Origin of the sequence: Enterobacter sp. CGMCC 5087, assembly GCF_003144775.1 — a bacterium.
Taxonomy (GTDB): Bacteria; Pseudomonadota; Gammaproteobacteria; order Enterobacterales; family Enterobacteriaceae; genus Enterobacter; species Enterobacter cloacae_M.
In genome coordinates this window covers 13453-30037 of the sequence record NZ_QFXN01000087.1, presented here as the reverse complement: position 1 = coordinate 30037, position 16585 = coordinate 13453, and the positions used below count along the sequence as shown (strand labels likewise).

Annotated in this window: 14 protein-coding genes; 8 read left to right on the top strand and 6 right to left on the bottom strand. The window is 53.2% G+C overall.

Translation table 11 applies throughout. From position 1 onward, the window contains the following. Positions 1-115: 115 nt before the first annotated feature. From lon to bolA, 5 genes are all read right to left on the bottom strand, one after another. A complete protein-coding gene (gene lon, locus DEO48_RS07940; protein ID WP_023334706.1) occupies positions 116-2470 on the bottom strand; it encodes an endopeptidase La in 2355 nt (784 codons plus the stop codon). Between the two features lie 182 nt (positions 2471-2652). Next, entirely contained in the window at positions 2653-3927 is a 1275-nt protein-coding gene (clpX, locus tag DEO48_RS07935; RefSeq protein WP_109844823.1) for an ATP-dependent protease ATP-binding subunit ClpX, read from the bottom strand. 126 nt (positions 3928-4053) lie between these two features. Next, on the bottom strand, positions 4054-4677 hold the full coding sequence (gene clpP, locus DEO48_RS07930; protein WP_010428105.1) for an ATP-dependent Clp endopeptidase proteolytic subunit ClpP: 624 nt from the start codon (positions 4675-4677) through the stop codon (positions 4054-4056). A 260-nt stretch (positions 4678-4937) separates the two neighbouring features. Further along, positions 4938-6236: a trigger factor gene (tig, locus tag DEO48_RS07925; RefSeq protein ID WP_023310569.1), complete on the bottom strand. Its 1299-nt coding sequence runs from the start codon at positions 6234-6236 to the stop codon at positions 4938-4940. A gap of 330 nt (positions 6237-6566) precedes the next feature. Further along, the gene (gene bolA, locus DEO48_RS07920) at positions 6567-6884 is read right to left on the bottom strand and encodes a transcriptional regulator BolA (RefSeq protein ID WP_021241655.1); all 318 of its coding nucleotides are present in this window, start codon (positions 6882-6884) and stop codon (positions 6567-6569) included. Between the two features lie 305 nt (positions 6885-7189). Between bolA and DEO48_RS07910 the strand changes: the two genes are divergently transcribed. The 8 genes from DEO48_RS07910 (at position 7190) to DEO48_RS07875 (ending at position 16062) form a co-directional block, all read left to right on the top strand. Next, the gene (locus tag DEO48_RS07910; protein WP_023310568.1) at positions 7190-7768 is read left to right on the top strand and encodes a lipoprotein; all 579 of its coding nucleotides are present in this window, start codon (positions 7190-7192) and stop codon (positions 7766-7768) included. 46 nt (positions 7769-7814) lie between these two features. Then, a complete protein-coding gene (gene ampG, locus DEO48_RS07905; protein WP_109844821.1) occupies positions 7815-9290 on the top strand; it encodes a muropeptide MFS transporter AmpG in 1476 nt (491 codons plus the stop codon). A gap of 477 nt (positions 9291-9767) precedes the next feature. Next, positions 9768-10715: a cytochrome o ubiquinol oxidase subunit II gene (gene cyoA, locus DEO48_RS07900; protein WP_014882770.1), complete on the top strand. Its 948-nt coding sequence runs from the start codon at positions 9768-9770 to the stop codon at positions 10713-10715. Positions 10716-10731: 16 nt separating this feature from the next. Beyond that, positions 10732-12723, top strand: coding sequence for a cytochrome o ubiquinol oxidase subunit I (gene cyoB / locus DEO48_RS07895; protein ID WP_014168864.1), 1992 nt, complete (start codon positions 10732-10734; stop codon positions 12721-12723). Further along, positions 12713-13327 carry a cytochrome o ubiquinol oxidase subunit III gene (locus DEO48_RS07890; protein ID WP_014168863.1) on the top strand — a complete coding sequence of 205 codons (615 nt, stop codon included), beginning with the start codon at positions 12713-12715 and terminating at the stop codon, positions 13325-13327. Before cyoB ends, DEO48_RS07890 begins: the two co-directional genes overlap by 11 nt. Continuing rightward, on the top strand, positions 13327-13653 hold the full coding sequence (locus tag DEO48_RS07885; protein ID WP_006176899.1) for a cytochrome o ubiquinol oxidase subunit IV: 327 nt from the start codon (positions 13327-13329) through the stop codon (positions 13651-13653). The genes DEO48_RS07890 and DEO48_RS07885 overlap by 1 nt, the downstream gene beginning before the upstream one ends. 11 nt (positions 13654-13664) lie before the next feature. Continuing rightward, the gene (gene cyoE, locus DEO48_RS07880) at positions 13665-14552 is read left to right on the top strand and encodes a heme o synthase (protein WP_013095848.1); all 888 of its coding nucleotides are present in this window, start codon (positions 13665-13667) and stop codon (positions 14550-14552) included. Between the two features lie 148 nt (positions 14553-14700). Next, positions 14701-16062, top strand: coding sequence for an MFS transporter (locus DEO48_RS07875; protein ID WP_023310566.1), 1362 nt, complete (start codon positions 14701-14703; stop codon positions 16060-16062). Between the two features lie 30 nt (positions 16063-16092). On the opposite strand, the gene DEO48_RS07870 is transcribed toward DEO48_RS07875, so the two are convergent. Further along, entirely contained in the window at positions 16093-16584 is a 492-nt protein-coding gene (locus DEO48_RS07870) for a YajQ family cyclic di-GMP-binding protein (protein ID WP_109844820.1), read from the bottom strand. Between the last annotated feature and the right edge of the window lies 1 nt (position 16585).

Genomic DNA, 16585 nt, shown 5'->3' with positions numbered 1-16585 from the left:
CCCGTTGTTGATGGCTGACCTAATCAGCAATCTAAATTAGCTATACAAAAAAAGGCTGGCAAGTGCGAAATGACTTACCAGCCTTGTTTTTATTGACGCTCTTTGCGCGAGGTCACTATTTTGCGGTTACAACCTGCATTCCGGAGGGTTCATTCTGCAATGCGAGACTGAGAACTTCCTCAATTCGCTTCACAGGATGGATCTGCAGATCGGCAATCACGTTGTCTGGAATCTCTTCCAGATCGCGTTTGTTTTCGTAAGGGATCAATACGGTTTTGATCCCACCGCGGTGTGCCGCAAGCAGTTTTTCTTTTAAACCACCAATCGGCAGAACCTGACCACGCAGCGTGATTTCACCGGTCATTGCCACATCGGCACGCACCGGGTTCCCTGTCAGGCAGGAAACCAGAGCGGTACACATGGCAATACCCGCGCTTGGGCCATCTTTCGGCGTCGCCCCTTCAGGAACGTGCACGTGGATGTCGCGTTTTTCGTAGAAATCCGGGTTGATACCCAGTTTCTCCGCGCGCGCGCGCACCACGGTCAGCGCCGCCTGGATGGATTCCTGCATCACTTCACCCAGCGAGCCGGTGTAGGTCAGCTTGCCTTTGCCCGGCACGCAGGCGGTTTCGATGGTCAGCAGATCGCCGCCCACTTCCGTCCATGCCAGGCCGGTCACCTGACCAACGCGGTTTTCGTTGTCCGCGCGACCGTAGTCAAAGCGCTGAACGCCCAGGTACGCATGCAGATTGTCGCCGTTAATCACAATGTGTTTCAGGCTCTTATCCAGCAGCAGCTGTTTCACCGCTTTACGGCACAGTTTAGAGATTTCACGCTCAAGGCTACGCACGCCCGCTTCACGGGTGTAGTAGCGAATGATGCCGATAATCGCGCTGTCCTCGACGGTCAGCTCGTTGGCTTTCAGCGCGTTTCGCTCAATCTGTTTCGGCAGCAGGTGCTGCTTAGCGATGTTCAGCTTCTCATCTTCGGTATAACCGGAGAGACGGATCACTTCCATACGGTCCAGCAGCGGGGCCGGAATGTTCATGGAGTTGGAGGTCGCCACGAACATCACATCGCTCAGGTCGTAGTCCACTTCCAGGTAGTGATCGCTGAACGCCACGTTCTGTTCTGGATCAAGCACTTCCAGCAGTGCGGACGCAGGGTCGCCGCGCATGTCCGACGACATCTTGTCGATCTCATCGAGCAGGAACAGCGGGTTTTTAACCCCCACTTTCGCCATCTTCTGGATCAGTTTACCCGGCATAGAACCGATGTAGGTACGGCGGTGACCGCGGATTTCCGCTTCATCACGTACGCCACCCAGCGCCATACGGATATACTTACGTCCGGTCGCTTTGGCGATGGACTGACCCAGAGAGGTTTTACCCACCCCCGGCGGTCCAACCAGACACAGAATTGGGCCCTTGATTTTGTTTACACGGCTTTGTACCGCGAGGTACTCAAGAATGCGGTCTTTCACGCGTTCCAGACCGTAGTGGTCGGTATCCAGGATTTCCTGCGCCTGACGCAGGTCTTTTTTGACCTTGCTGCGGGCGTTCCACGGAACCTGCACCATCCACTCAATGTAGCCGCGTACAACGGTCGCTTCAGCCGACATTGGAGACATCATTTTCAGCTTCTGCAGTTCTGCCTCAGCCTTCTCTTTCGCCTCTTTCGGCATCTTCGCCGCGTCGATCTTACGCTTCAGCGCTTCGTTTTCGTCCGGCGCATCGTCCATCTCGCCCAGTTCTTTCTGAATGGCCTTCATTTGCTCATTCAGATAGTACTCGCGCTGAGATTTCTCCATCTGCTTTTTCACGCGGTTGCGAATGCGCTTCTCAACCTGCAGCAGATCGATTTCAGACTCCATCATCGCCATCAGGTATTCCAGACGTTCGTTGACGTCGGACATTTCCAGCACGGACTGTTTGTCAGCCAGCTTCAGCGGCATGTGTGCAGCGATGGTGTCAGCCAGACGCGCAGGATCGTCGATGCTGTTCAGCGACGTCAGCACTTCTGGTGGAATTTTCTTGTTCAGCTTGATATAGCCTTCAAACTGGCTAATCGCGGTGCGAACCAGCACTTCCTGTTCACGCTCATCAAGCTCAGGCGAATCAAGGTACTCGGCCTTTGCAGAGAAGTGCTCGCCGTCATCTGACAGAGTGGTAATACGCGCACGCTGCAGGCCTTCTACCAGCACCTTCACGGTGCCGTCAGGCAGCTTCAGCATCTGCAAAATAGAGGCCACGGTCCCGACGGTGAAAAGATCGTTTACACCCGGCTCATCCGTTGATGCTTCTTTCTGCGCCACCAGCATGATTTTTTTATCATGATCCATGGCGGCTTCGAGGCAACGGATAGATTTTTCCCGCCCTACAAATAAGGGTATGACCATGTGCGGATAAACCACCACATCGCGCAACGGCAATACGGGGATTTCAATGCGTTCAGAACGCTCAGGATTCATAGAGCTCTCTCTTAGTTAGTGTCCGCCAGGTAAGCTGGTCATGTTACTGTGCTTCACATAACCATTAACATGTATCCAGTATATGGGGATGTTTCCCACACATTCAACGCTATGAATACGGAAAAAGTAAAGGGGAGATAAAATCCCCCCTTTTTGATTAACTGCTTGTATGATTTGGTTAATTATTCGCCAGATGCCTGCTGTGCTTCCGGTTTGCCGTAAATCAGCAGCGGCTTGGTTTGGCCGCTAATCACGGACTCGTCAATCACCACTTTCTCAACGTCTTCCATCGACGGCAGATCGTACATGGTATCGAGCAGTGCCGCTTCAACAATTGAACGCAGACCACGCGCACCGGTTTTACGGGCCATCGCTTTCTTGGCAATAGCATCCAGCGCTTCGTCGCGGAATTCCAGATCAACGCCTTCCAGATTGAACAGCGCCTGATACTGCTTGGTCAGCGCATTTTTCGGCTCTTTCAGGATCTGGATCAGCGCGTCTTCGCTCAGCTCATTCAGCGTTGCCACAACCGGCAGACGGCCGATGAATTCAGGGATCAGACCGAATTTGATCAGATCTTCCGGTTCAACCTGAGACAGAAGTTCGCCTTCGTTAGGTTTTTCGGACGTCGATTTCACCGTTGCGCCAAAACCAATGCCGGAGCCGGTTTCAACACGGTGGGAGATGACTTTGTCCAGACCAGCAAACGCGCCACCACAGATGAACAGGATCTTGGAGGTATCAACCTGCAGGAACTCCTGCTGCGGATGTTTACGACCACCCTGCGGCGGAACGGCGGCAACCGTACCTTCGATCAGCTTCAGCAGTGCCTGCTGTACGCCTTCACCCGATACGTCACGGGTAATGGACGGGTTGTCAGATTTACGGGAGATCTTGTCGATCTCATCGATGTAAACAATCCCGCGCTGGGCTTTCTGTACGTCGTAATCGCACTTCTGCAGCAGTTTCTGGATGATGTTTTCGACGTCCTCACCCACATAACCGGCCTCGGTCAGGGTGGTGGCATCCGCCATCGTGAACGGAACATCAAGCAGGCGCGCCAGGGTTTCAGCCAGCAGCGTTTTACCGGAACCGGTTGGGCCGATCAGCAGAATGTTACTTTTACCCAGTTCTACGCCATTGCTGGTGTCGCCGTTACGCAGACGTTTGTAGTGGTTATAGACCGCTACCGCCAGCACTTTCTTGGCCTGCTCCTGTCCGATGACGTAGTCGTCAAGGTGATGACGAATTTCATGCGGCGTTGGAAGCGCGCTGCGCTCACGGTGCGGTGCGACTTCTTTAATCTCTTCGCGAATGATGTCGTTACATAAATCGACACATTCGTCGCAGATATACACGGACGGCCCGGCAATCAGTTTACGCACTTCATGCTGGCTTTTGCCGCAAAAAGAGCAGTACAGCAGTTTGCCCGAACCATCTTTGCGTTTATCTGTCATGAGTCCAAACCTCTTTTTAAGTTCTTTGTGCCGCACATGACGACGCAAATGCCATTCTAAGACGCAAGCTGCAATCAGCAGCGTGCCGCCCTACCTTAGTATAGCGGCACACTCGCGTCGCGGGCATCAATTACGATGGGTCAACACGGAGTCGACTAAGCCGTACTCAACTGCCTCTGGAGCAGAGAGGAAGCGATCGCGCTCGGTATCGCGCTCGATCTGCTCGAGTGGTTGACCCGTATGCTGCGCCATAAGTTCATTCATGCGCGCTTTTACTTTCAGAATTTCACGGGCGTGGATTTCGATATCCGTCGCCTGCCCCTGGTAACCGCCCAGCGGCTGGTGAATCATCACGCGGGAATTTGGCAAGCAGAAACGCTTACCTTTCGCCCCTGCTGTTAACAGGAACGCGCCCATCGATGCAGCCTGACCCATACAGATAGTGCTTACATCAGGCTTGATGAATTGCATGGTGTCATAAATGGACATACCTGCTGTAATCACGCCACCAGGGGAGTTAATGTACAGGTAAATGTCTTTTTCCGGGTTTTCCGCTTCCAGAAACAGCATCTGCGCCACGATCAGGTTAGCCATGTGGTCTTCCACCTGGCCGGTCAGAAAGATAACGCGTTCCTTGAGCAGACGGGAATAGATATCAAAAGAACGCTCACCACGTGAGGTCTGTTCAATAACCATTGGCACCAGAGCCATATGGGGTGCAAAGTTATCTCGTTCGCCACTGTATGACATTTCCGTCTCCTGGATCAAAATTGAAAACACCTGCTGTACTGATTGTAACCTTACGGACGGATTATCAGCCAGTCTCATTCATCATGATTACGTACTTATGGGGTTCACAGTGCCCTATTTCAAGCATAACAACCTTTTGTTGTTACGCTAACACCGAAAGGGCGTTTTAGCACTCTTCCTGGGCTATCGCTGCGATAAAAAAAACCCGCTGCCGCAAGGCAACGGGTTTTCTGTTCAAACTTTAAACCGTTGGGGCGAAATTACGCCTGCTGGTTCATCAGTTCGTTGAAAGAGGTCGCTTTTTCGGTCACTTTCGCTTTCGCCAGTACCGCTTCAACAGCCTGCTCTTCCAGGGCAACGTTGCGCATGTTGTCCATCAGCTCTTTGTTCTTACCGTAGAACTCGATCACTTCTGATGGATCTTCGTATGCAGAAGCCATCTCTTCGATCAGGCCTTTCACACGCTCTTCGTCAGCTTTCAGCTCATGGGTACGAATCACTTCGCCCAGCAGCAGGCCAACAACAACGCGGCGTTTCGCTTGCTCTTCGAACAGCTCGCGTGGCAGTTCCATCGCTTGCTGCTGGTTGCCACCGAAACGCTGTGCAGCCTGACGGCGCAGAACGTCGATTTCGCTGTCGATCAGGGCAGCAGGAACGTCGATTTCGTTGGCTTTCACCAGACCTTCGATCGCCTGAGATTTAACACGGTTACGCACCGCGCCGTTCAGTTCGCGTTCCATGTTCTTACGCACTTCGGTACGCAGACCCGCTACGGAACCATCTTCCACGCCGAAACGCTTGATGAATTCTTCAGTCAGTTCTGGCAGTTCGCGCTCTTCAACTTTCTTCAGGTTGATAGCGAACTTCGCTGCTTTCCCTTTCAGGTTTTCAGCGTGGTATTCTTCCGGGAAGGTCACGTCGATAGTGAACTCTTCGCCAGCCTTATGGCCTTTGATACCGTCTTCGAAGCCTGGGATCATACGACCCTGGCCCATTGCCAGTACGAAGTCAGACGCTTTGCCGCCTTCGAACTCTTCGCCGTCTACAGAACCGGTGAAGTCGATGGTGACACGGTCTTCAGCGTCAACAGCACCTTCTTTCTCTTTCCAGTTCGCCTGCTGCTTGCGCAGGGTATCCAGCATGCCGTCAACGTCTTCGTCAGTCACGGAAACAACTGGTTTTTCAACTTCGATAGATTCCAGACCTTTCAGCTCAACTTCCGGGTACACTTCGAACTCTACGGAGTAGGTGAAGTCTTCGCCCAGTTTGTATTCGCCTGGAACGTAGTTCGGCGCACCGGCCGGATTGATTTTTTCTTTGATGATCGCATCAATAAAGTTACGGCTCATCAGTTCACCCAGCACATCCTGACGCACGGAAGCGCCATAACGCTGAGCAACAACATTCATTGGTACTTTGCCCTTGCGGAAGCCGTCAATACGTACTTTTTTTGCTACGTTGACCAGCTCGCTTTTCACAGCAGTTTCGATGCTGTCAGCAGCGATAGTAATCGTTACACGGCGGCCAAGGCCTTGAGTGGTTTCAACTGAAACTTGCATCTTGTTACCTCAAAAAAATCACAGTGCTCGGTCAACTCTGAATCTGTCTGTTATACCGGGATGCTCTCTTAGTGCAGATTCACATTCCCTGTCGCCAGAATCATCCCGAAGACATTCAATAAGACGCGGCATTATAGCGGCATCACTTAGGTGAGTCGAGAACGGTTGGGGCATGTTGCTGCGGCTTTTTTCACACTTTAAGGCTATTTTTAGCCTTAAAATCGCACCATCCGCTCAAAACTCAAACAAAACAAAACGGCCCGGAGGCCGTTTTGAGGAAATCTGTAAGCAACATACTGGAAAAGCTCCAGCCGTTGCAAATCCGATTTATCAGGCGATAGTGCCTGCACCGCGACAGGGCGGCGATGCGAAAACCGTATCCTGCAGGCCTTCCCATTCCTTAATGGTGTAGGTGTGCAGTGCCAGCGCATGCACGGTCGTGGAGAGTTCTTCCGTCAAGGTGCTGTAGATCAAGCGGTGTCGATTCAGGAAACGTTCTCCCGTGAAGCGATCGCTAACCAGAACCACTTTAAAGTGGCTTTCAGAACCTGCCGGCACGTTATGACGATAGCTTTCGTCGACGACTTCGAGGAACACAGGGTTGAACGCTGCCCTTAATTTATCTTCTATATGCTCACGTATCATCATGAAATTACTCCTCCGACAACGCCAGGATGTCACCCATCCCTTTAAATGTTAGCCGCTTTTACCGTTTCCATTACACCTTGACAACAAATATTTAGCTTTCGTCTGATTTTCTCATTCAAACGAATGAAGTTCACTGTGAGACTCATACGTTTTGTCATACACGGATTGGGAAAAAGGGTGTTCTGGTCAGTTTTCGGACAAGGCGATGAATTTACATGCGTTGACCACTTCCCCTCGCCGTTGGCGATGTTATGATGGCGGCAATTTTTCTCTTAATATGCTTACGATTCGTTGAGAACCCGAAAATGTTAAAAAAACTCTTCTTTCCGTTGGTAGCCCTTTTTATGCTGGCAGGCTGTGCTACCCCGCCTACCACCATTGATGTCTCACCAAAAATCACCCTGCCTCAGCAGGACCCAAGCCTGATGGGCGTCACCGTGAGCATTAACGGTGCCGATCAGCGTCAGGATCAGGCGCTGGCTAAAGTGACCCGCGATAACCAGCAGGTTACTCTCACCGCGTCCCGCGACCTGCGCTTCCTGCTCCAGGAAGTGCTGGAGAAACAGATGACCGCTCGCGGCTACATGATTGGCCCAAGCGGCGCGGTCGATCTGCAGATCATCGTGAACAACCTGTACGCTGACGTGTCTCAGGGCAACGTGCGCTACAACATCGCGACCAAAGCGGATATCGCCATCATTGCCACCGCGAAGAATGGCAACAAGATGACCAAAAACTACCGCGCCAGCTACTCTGTTGAAGGTGCCTTCCAGGCTTCTAACCAGAACATTGCTAACGCCGTGAACAGCGTACTGACCGACACCATCGCCGATATGGCGCAGGACACCAGCATTCACGACTTCATCAAGCAAAACGCGCGTTAATCCCGCTCTCTGACCCGGTGTATCACCGGGTCAGTTTTATAAGAACATGTCCAGCCACTACTTACGCATTTTCCAGCAACCGAAATCAGCTATCCTGCTGATCCTCGGCTTCGCCTCGGGTTTACCCCTCGCACTCACTTCCGGCACGCTTCAGGCGTGGATGACGGTCGAGAACATCGATCTTAAAACGATTGGTTTCTTCTCGCTTGTCGGCCAGGCCTATGTCTTTAAGTTCCTGTGGTCTCCGGTCATGGATCGCTATACGCCGCCTTTCCTCGGGCGTCGACGCGGCTGGTTAGTGATGACGCAGATTCTGCTGCTGCTGGCTATTGCGGCGATGGGATTTCTTGAACCCACCACCCAGCTTCGCTGGATGGCCGCGCTTGCGGTGGTGATAGCCTTCTGTTCCGCCTCTCAGGATATCGTGTTCGACGCCTGGAAGACGGACGTGCTACCTGCAGAAGAGCGCGGCGCCGGTGCGGCAATCAGCGTGCTGGGCTATCGCCTCGGGATGCTGGTCTCCGGCGGGCTGGCGCTGTGGCTCGCCGACCGTTACCTCGGCTGGCAGGGCATGTACTGGCTGATGGCCGCCCTGCTGATCCCCTGCATTATCGCGACGCTGTTCGCGCCCGAACCGAGTAACGTCATCCCGGTTCCCCGCTCGCTGGAGCAGGCCGTCGCCGAACCGCTACGCGACTTCTTTGGCCGCAACAACGCCTGGCTGATCCTGCTGCTTATCGTTCTTTATAAGCTGGGTGACGCTTTTGCCATGAGCCTGACCACCACCTTCCTGATCCGGGGCGTCGGTTTTGACGCCGGTGAAGTGGGCGTGGTGAATAAAACGCTGGGGCTGTTTGCGACCATCGTCGGGGCATTGTATGGCGGCGTGCTGATGCAGCGCCTGACGCTGTTCCGCGCGCTGCTGATTTTCGGCATCCTTCAGGGTGCATCTAACGCAGGCTACTGGCTGCTGTCGATTACCGACAAACATACGATCAGCATGGCCGCGGCGGTGTTCTTCGAAAACCTCTGCGGCGGCATGGGAACCGCGGCGTTTGTCGCCCTGCTGATGACCCTGTGCAACAAGTCGTTTTCCGCTACCCAGTTCGCGCTGCTCTCGGCGCTCTCCGCCGTTGGGCGTGTTTACGTTGGCCCGATTGCCGGCTGGTTTGTGGAAGCCCACGGCTGGCCAACATTTTATCTCTTCTCGGTCGTGGCTGCCGTGCCGGGAATTTTATTGCTGCTGGTCTGCCGTCAGACGCTGGAATATACCCAGCGGACAGAACATTTTATGCCGCGCACCGAATATCGCCGCGCTTACCGTTTTGCGCTACGTTTGTTAATGGCGGGCTGTATCGCTCTGGCGCTCTGGCTTGTGGTACTTATTATCAATGCCAGCACCTCTCTGGTACTCCCTTTCGAAGCCCTTCTGCTGGACGCAGGCGCCCTGCTGGCTATCGCTGGGATCCTGATCGGAGGTCTGCTCGATTTCATGGCGTTGCGTAAAACGCAGATGACCTGAAGAAAAATGCGAAAGGTTATTTCCCGTTGTAATCACTAACTGAAATTATAACGGTGAAATAGCCGCCAACCGCAAAAAAAATATTTGTTGATTTGTGCGGGATAGGATTTGGAAATTATTGGCTCCCATTCCAAAACGCTATTTTTCATTAAACGATTCAGCATACGAGAGTTTGATTTTTCGTTTTTTAGATGTCTTTTTATTGATAATTAATTGTTAATTTTTTGTTTATTTTTAACAATGGTTATACCAATTGCCCCTTTTAGGGTATGCTTGGGGGTCCTTTCGTTATAAAGCCCATGCCGTGCGGCTTCGGTCATAAAAACCGACATAATTTGCAACACTTGTGACACGTGCGGCAGAACCCGGTAACACCTTCCTGACACAGGTCTAATGATGTTTACAGTAATGTAACCTTCCCGTAAAATGCCCGCACACTTTAAACGCCACCAGACTCCGTGGAATTGAGGTCGTTAAATGAGACTCGGGAAATACAATAAAAGTTTGGGATGGTTGTCATTATTCGCGGGCACTGTATTACTCAGTGGCTGCGATTCTGCACTACTAGACCCCAAAGGACAGATTGGACTGGAACAACGTTCACTGATATTGACGGCTTTTGGCCTGATGTTGATTGTGGTTATTCCTGCCATTTTGATGGCTGTTGGTTTCGCCTGGAAGTATCGTGCGAGCAATAAAGATGCGAAGTATAGCCCTAACTGGTCACACTCCAATAAAGTGGAAGCTGTGGTCTGGACGGTTCCTATTCTGATCATCCTGTTCCTTGCCGTACTGACCTGGAAAACCACTCACGCACTTGAGCCAAGCAAACCGCTGGTTCACGATGAGAAACCTATTACCATTGAAGTGGTCTCCATGGACTGGAAATGGTTCTTCATCTATCCAGAGCAGGGTATTGCTACCGTGAATGAAATCGCCTTCCCGGCGAACACTCCGGTTCAGTTCAAAGTGACCTCCAACTCCGTAATGAACTCCTTCTTCATCCCACGTCTGGGTAGCCAGATTTACGCGATGGCCGGTATGCAGACCAACCTGCACCTGATCGCGAATGAAGCAGGCACCTATGATGGTATCTCCGCCAGCTATAGCGGCCCGGGCTTCTCAGGTATGAAGTTCAAAGCTATTGCGACGCCAGACCGTGCCGCTTTCGACCAGTGGGTTGAAAAAGCGAAGCAGTCTCCAAACACCATGTCTGACATGGCGGCGTTCGAAAAAGTGGCTGCACCAAGCGAATACAACAAGGTGGAGTACTTCTCTAATGTGAAACCAGATTTGTTCAAAGACGTTATTGGCAAATTTATGGATCACGGCAAGAGCATGGACATGACCCAGCCTGAAGGCGAGCACAGCGCGCACGAAGGTATGGAAGGCATGGACATGAGCCACGCGGAAACCGCTCACTAAGGGGCCGAGGAAGAAAATGTTCGGAAAATTGACACTGGATGCAGTGCCCTACCATGAACCGATTATCGTGGTTACGGTGGCTGCAATTATCATTGGTGGCGCGGCCTTACTGGCCCTGATCACTTACTTCGGTAAGTGGAGCTACCTGTGGAACGAGTGGCTGACTTCGGTTGACCACAAAAAACTCGGTATCATGTACTGCATCGTCGGTATCGTCATGTTAATTCGTGGCTTTGCGGATGCGATCATGATGCGTAGCCAGCAGGCACTCGCTTCTGCGGGTGAAGCCGGCTTCCTGCCACCGCACCACTACGATCAGATTTTTACCGCCCACGGCGTTATCATGATCTTCTTCGTGGCGATGCCGCTGGTTATCGGTCTGATGAACGTTGTCGTTCCGCTGCAAATCGGCGCGCGCGACGTGGCGTTCCCGTTCCTGAACAACCTGAGCTTCTGGTTCACGGTTGTCGGCGTTATCCTGGTTAACCTGTCACTGGGTGTGGGCGAATTCGCGCAGACCGGCTGGCTGGCTTATCCACCGCTGTCAGGAATTGAGTACAGTCCGGGCGTTGGCGTCGACTACTGGATTTGGGCGCTTCAGCTCTCCGGTGTCGGTACTACCCTGACCGGTATCAACTTCTTCGTGACCATTATCAAGATGCGTGCCCCTGGCATGACCATGTTCAAGATGCCGGTATTTACCTGGGCATCTCTGTGCGCAAACATCCTGATTATTGCCTCCTTCCCAATTCTGACCGTCACCATCGCGCTGCTGACCCTGGACCGCTACCTGGGCACCCATTTCTTCACGAATGATATGGGTGGCAACATGATGATGTACATCAACCTGATTTGGGCCTGGGGTCACCCGGAAGTGTACATTCTGGTTCTGCCTGTGTTCGGTGTGTTCTCCGAAATCGCGGCAACCTTCTCGCGTAAACGTCTGTTTGGTTACACCTCTCTGGTGTGGGCAACCGTGTGTATTACCGTTCTGTCGTTCATCGTTTGGCTGCACCACTTCTTCACCATGGGTGCGGGCGCGAACGTAAACGCCTTCTTCGGTATTACCACCATGATTATCGCCATCCCTACCGGGGTGAAGATCTTCAACTGGCTGTTCACCATGTACCAGGGCCGCATCGTGTTCCACTCAGCGATGCTGTGGACTATCGGCTTCATCGTAACCTTCTCTGTAGGTGGGATGACCGGCGTACTGCTGGCGGTACCAGGCGCTGACTTCGTTCTGCACAACAGCCTGTTCCTGATTGCGCACTTCCATAACGTTATCATCGGTGGCGTGGTCTTCGGCTGCTTCGCTGGCGTAACCTACTGGTGGCCAAAAGCGTTCGGCTTCACGCTGAACGAAAAATGGGGTAAACGCGCGTTCTGGTTCTGGATCATCGGCTTCTTCGTAGCATTTATGCCGCTGTACGTGCTGGGCTTCATGGGTATGACCCGTCGCCTGAGCCAGCAGATCGATCCGCAGTTCCACCCAATGCTGATGGTTGCAGCGGGCGGTGCCGTGCTGATTGCCTGTGGTATCGCGTCTCAGCTGATTCAGTTCTACGTGTCTATTCGCGACCGCGACCAGAACCGTGACCTGACCGGTGACCCATGGGGTGGCCGTACGCTGGAGTGGGCAACCTCTTCTCCACCTCCTTTCTATAACTTTGCCATCGTGCCGCAGGTTCATGAACGCGACGCATTCTGGGAAATGAAAGAAAAAGGTGAAGCGTACAAGCAACCTGCTCATTACGAAGAAATCCACATGCCGAAAAACAGCGGTGCGGGTATTGTAATTGCCGCCTTCGCAACGGTATTTGGTTTCGCAATGATCTGGCACATCTGGTGGATGGCGATTGTTGGCTTCGCCGGCATCGTAATCAGCTGGATTGTGAAGAGCTTTGACGAGGACGTGGACTACTACGTACCAGTCCGTGAAGTTGAGAAGCTGGAAAATCAGCATTTCGACGAGATTTCTAAAGCGGGGCTGAAAAATGGCAACTGATACTCTGGCGCACTCAACTGCCCACGCGCATGAGCATGCGCACCACGATACAGGACCGACCAAAGTCTTCGGTTTCTGGATCTACCTGATGAGCGACTGCATTCTGTTCTGCTGTCTGTTCGCGACCTATGCCGTTCTGGTGAACGGCACGGCGGGCGGCCCGGCTGGCAAGGACATCTTTGAACTGCCGTTCGTTCTGGTTGAAACCGCACTGCTGTTATTCAGCTCCATCACCTACGGCATGGCGGCTATCGCCATGTACAAAAACAACAAGAGCCAGGTTGTGTCCTGGCTGGCGTTGACCTGGCTGTTTGGTGCTGGATTTATCGGGATGGAAATCTATGAATTCCATCACCTGATCATGGAAGGCTTCGGCCCGGATCGCAGTGGCTTCCTGTCCGCGTTCTTCGCGCTGGTCGGCACCCACGGTCTGCACGTGACCTCCGGTCTGATCTGGATGGCAGTACTGATGTTCCAGATCTCCCGTCGCGGCCTGACCAGTACTAACCGTACCCGTATCCTGTGCCTGAGCCTGTTCTGGCACTTCCTGGACGTGGTGTGGATCTGTGTGTTCTCTGTTGTCTATCTGATGGGGGCGATGTAATGAGTCATTCTAACGATCATGGCGCTTCCCACGGCAGCGTAAAAACCTACATGACAGGTTTCATCCTGTCGATCATCCTGACGGTGATCCCGTTCTGGATGGTGATGAGCGGTTCTGCGTCTAAGCCGGTTATTCTGGGTGCAATCCTGGTGACCGCGGTGATTCAGATTCTGGTGCATCTGGTTTGCTTCCTGCACATGAACACCAAGTCCGATGAAGGCTGGAATATGACCGCCTTTATCTTTACCGTGATTATCATCGCTATCCTGGTAGTCGGTTCCATCTGGATTATGTGGAACCTCAACTACAACATGATGGTTCACTAAGAGCGGCGAGTATGTTTAAGCAATACCTGCAAGTAACGAAACCAGGCATCATCTTTGGCAACCTGATCTCCGTGATCGGAGGGTTCCTGCTGGCCTCTAAGGGCAGCATTGATTACACCCTCTTTATCTACACGCTGGTCGGTGTGTCACTGGTTGTTGCGTCCGGTTGTGTATTTAACAACTACATCGACATGGATATCGACAAGAAGATGGAAAGGACCAAAAATCGGGTGCTGGTGAAAGGCCTGATCGCCCCTTCCGTCTCGCTGGTGTACGCCACCTTGCTGGGTATTGCTGGCTTTATGCTGCTGTGGTTTGGTGCTAACCCGCTGGCCTGCTGGCTGGGGGTGATGGGGTTTGTGGTGTATGTGGGCGTCTACAGCCTGTATATGAAACGCCACTCCGTCTACGGCACGCTGATTGGTTCTCTCTCCGGCGCTGCGCCGCCGGTAATTGGCTACTGCGCGGTAACGAACGAGTTCGACAGCGGTGCGCTGATCCTGCTGGCTATTTTTAGCCTGTGGCAGATGCCGCACTCCTATGCCATCGCGATTTTCCGCTTTAAGGATTATCAGGCAGCGAACATTCCGGTTCTGCCGGTCGTGAAGGGCATTTCTGTTGCCAAGAACCACATCACGCTGTACATCATCGCCTTTGCCGTGGCAACGCTGATGCTCTCTCTGGGCGGTTACGCTGGATACAAATATCTGGCGGTAGCGGCCGCGGTGAGCGTCTGGTGGCTCGGTATGGCGCTGCGCGGTTACAAAGTGGAAGATGACAAAGTCTGGGCGCGCAAACTGTTTGTGTTCTCGATTGTGGCCATCACCTCACTGTCCGTGATGATGTCCGTGGACTTCATGGTGCCAGATTCACACAACCTGCTGACTTACGTCTGGTAAGCCAAACAGGTCAATAAAAGGGTGCTTCGGCACCCTTTTTTATTCACTGAATCTACTAATAACGCATGTAATATTTGTTAAATAACCCTTTATTTACCCCGCCCCTTCCCCGCACTACACTATGGCCTGCTTTTGAACTGAGGTGGTAATGAACGATTATAAAATGACGCCAGGCGAGCTACGCGCGACCTGGGGCTTAGGGACTGTCTTCTCGCTACGGATGCTTGGCATGTTTATGGTCCTGCCTGTTCTGACCACGTACGGTATGGCGCTACAGGGGGCCAGCGAGGCGCTGATTGGGCTCGCGATCGGCATCTACGGTCTGGCGCAGGCGGTCTTCCAGATCCCCTTTGGCCTGCTCTCTGACCGGGTAGGTCGAAAGCCGCTGATCGTCGGCGGGCTGCTGGTCTTTGTGCTCGGAAGCGTGATTGCCGCCCTCTCCCATTCCATCTGGGGGATTATTCTCGGCCGCGCCCTGCAGGGCTCCGGCGCGATTGCCGCCGCGGTGATGGCGCTGCTGTCCGACTTAACCCGCGAGCAGAACCGCACCAAAGCGATGGCGTTCATCGGCGTGAGCTTTGGCGTGACCTTTGCGATTGCGATGGTGCTGGGCCCCATCATTACGCACACGTTGGGTCTGCACGCCCTGTTCTGGATGATTGCCGTGCTGGCGACCATCGGTATTGCCTTAACCCTGTGGGTCGTGCCGGACAGCAAGAACCACGTTCTGAACCGCGAATCAGGGATGGTAAAAGGCTGCTTCAGCAAAGTAATTGTCGAGCCGCGCCTGCTTAAGCTGAATTTTGGCATTATGTGCCTGCACATCCTGCTGATGTCGACCTTTGTCGCCCTGCCCGGCCAGCTTGCCGCTGCGGGTTTCCCGGCGGCTGAGCACTGGAAAATCTATCTGGTCACGATGCTGATTTCGTTTGTCTCCGTCGTGCCGTTCATCATCTACGCCGAAGTGAAGCGCAAAATGAAGCGCGTCTTCGTGGGCTGCGTGGCGGTCCTGCTGATTGCCGAAATTGTGCTCTGGGGTGCCGGTCCGCACTTCTGGGAGCTGATTGCCGGCGTACAGCTGTTCTTCCTGGCCTTTAACCTGATGGAAGCGCTGCTGCCGTCGCTGATCAGCAAAGAGTCCCCCGCCGGATATAAAGGCACCGCGATGGGCATCTACTCCACCAGCCAGTTTCTCGGCGTGGCGATCGGCGGCTCGCTCGGCGGCTGGGTGGACGGCCTGTTTGATTCACAAACCGTGTTCCTCGCCGGTGCGCTGTTGGCAACAGTCTGGCTGCTGGTTGCCAGCACCATGAAAGAGCCGCGCTACGTGAGCAGCCTGCGCGTGGAAATCCCGGATGATGTGGAAATCAGCGATATGCTGAAGCAGCGTCTGGAAGCCAAAGAGGGTGTGACAGAAGTGCTCATCGTCCCGGAAGAGCGCAGCGCTTACGTCAAAATAGACAGTAAAATGACCAACCGCTTCGAAGTCGAGCAGGCGCTCAAAGCGTAAAAAAAGCCCGGTTAAACCGGGCTTTTTATATTAATCACGGAAGTTTTTAAACTGGAACGGTTGCCCCAGATCGCCGCCGCGCACCAGCGCCATTACGGACTGGAGATCATCGCGGGACTTCCCGGTCACGCGAATTTCTTCGCCCTGGATCTGCGCCTGCACCTTCAGCTTGCTGTCTTTGATGAGCTTCACAATCTTCTTCTGCACCGCGCTCTCGATGCCCTGCTTCAGCCTGGCTTCCACAAACCAGTTCTTACCGCTGTGCACAAACTCGTCCGGCACATCCAGGGACGTCCCTTCGATGCCGCGCTTTAACAGCTTGGCGCGCAGAATGTCGAGCAGCTGATTTACCTGGAAATCAGACTCGCTCAGCACCTTAATGGTCTTATTTGCGTCGTTCAGCTCAAACGACGCCTCAACGCCGCGAAAATCGAAACGTGACTCAACTTCGCGGGTTGCGTTCTCAACGCCGTTGCGAACTTCCTGGATATCAACTTCGGAAACAATATCGAAAGATGGCATC

Coding starts and splice junctions, on each gene's coding strand:
- DEO48_RS07870 (WP_109844820.1), bottom strand. CDS start 16,584: ATGCCATCTTTCGATATTGTTTCCGAAGTTGATATCCAGGAAGTTCGC.
- DEO48_RS07885 (WP_006176899.1), top strand. CDS start 13,327: ATGAGTCATTCTAACGATCATGGCGCTTCCCACGGCAGCGTAAAAACC.
- bolA (WP_021241655.1), bottom strand. CDS start 6,884: ATGATGATACGTGAGCATATAGAAGATAAATTAAGGGCAGCGTTCAAC.
- tig (WP_023310569.1), bottom strand. CDS start 6,236: ATGCAAGTTTCAGTTGAAACCACTCAAGGCCTTGGCCGCCGTGTAACG.
- ampG (WP_109844821.1), top strand. CDS start 7,815: ATGTCCAGCCACTACTTACGCATTTTCCAGCAACCGAAATCAGCTATC.
- DEO48_RS07890 (WP_014168863.1), top strand. CDS start 12,713: ATGGCAACTGATACTCTGGCGCACTCAACTGCCCACGCGCATGAGCAT.
- lon (WP_023334706.1), bottom strand. CDS start 2,470: ATGAATCCTGAGCGTTCTGAACGCATTGAAATCCCCGTATTGCCGTTG.
- clpP (WP_010428105.1), bottom strand. CDS start 4,677: ATGTCATACAGTGGCGAACGAGATAACTTTGCACCCCATATGGCTCTG.
- cyoB (WP_014168864.1), top strand. CDS start 10,732: ATGTTCGGAAAATTGACACTGGATGCAGTGCCCTACCATGAACCGATT.
- DEO48_RS07910 (WP_023310568.1), top strand. CDS start 7,190: ATGTTAAAAAAACTCTTCTTTCCGTTGGTAGCCCTTTTTATGCTGGCA.
- cyoE (WP_013095848.1), top strand. CDS start 13,665: ATGTTTAAGCAATACCTGCAAGTAACGAAACCAGGCATCATCTTTGGC.
- cyoA (WP_014882770.1), top strand. CDS start 9,768: ATGAGACTCGGGAAATACAATAAAAGTTTGGGATGGTTGTCATTATTC.
- DEO48_RS07875 (WP_023310566.1), top strand. CDS start 14,701: ATGAACGATTATAAAATGACGCCAGGCGAGCTACGCGCGACCTGGGGC.
- clpX (WP_109844823.1), bottom strand. CDS start 3,927: ATGACAGATAAACGCAAAGATGGTTCGGGCAAACTGCTGTACTGCTCT.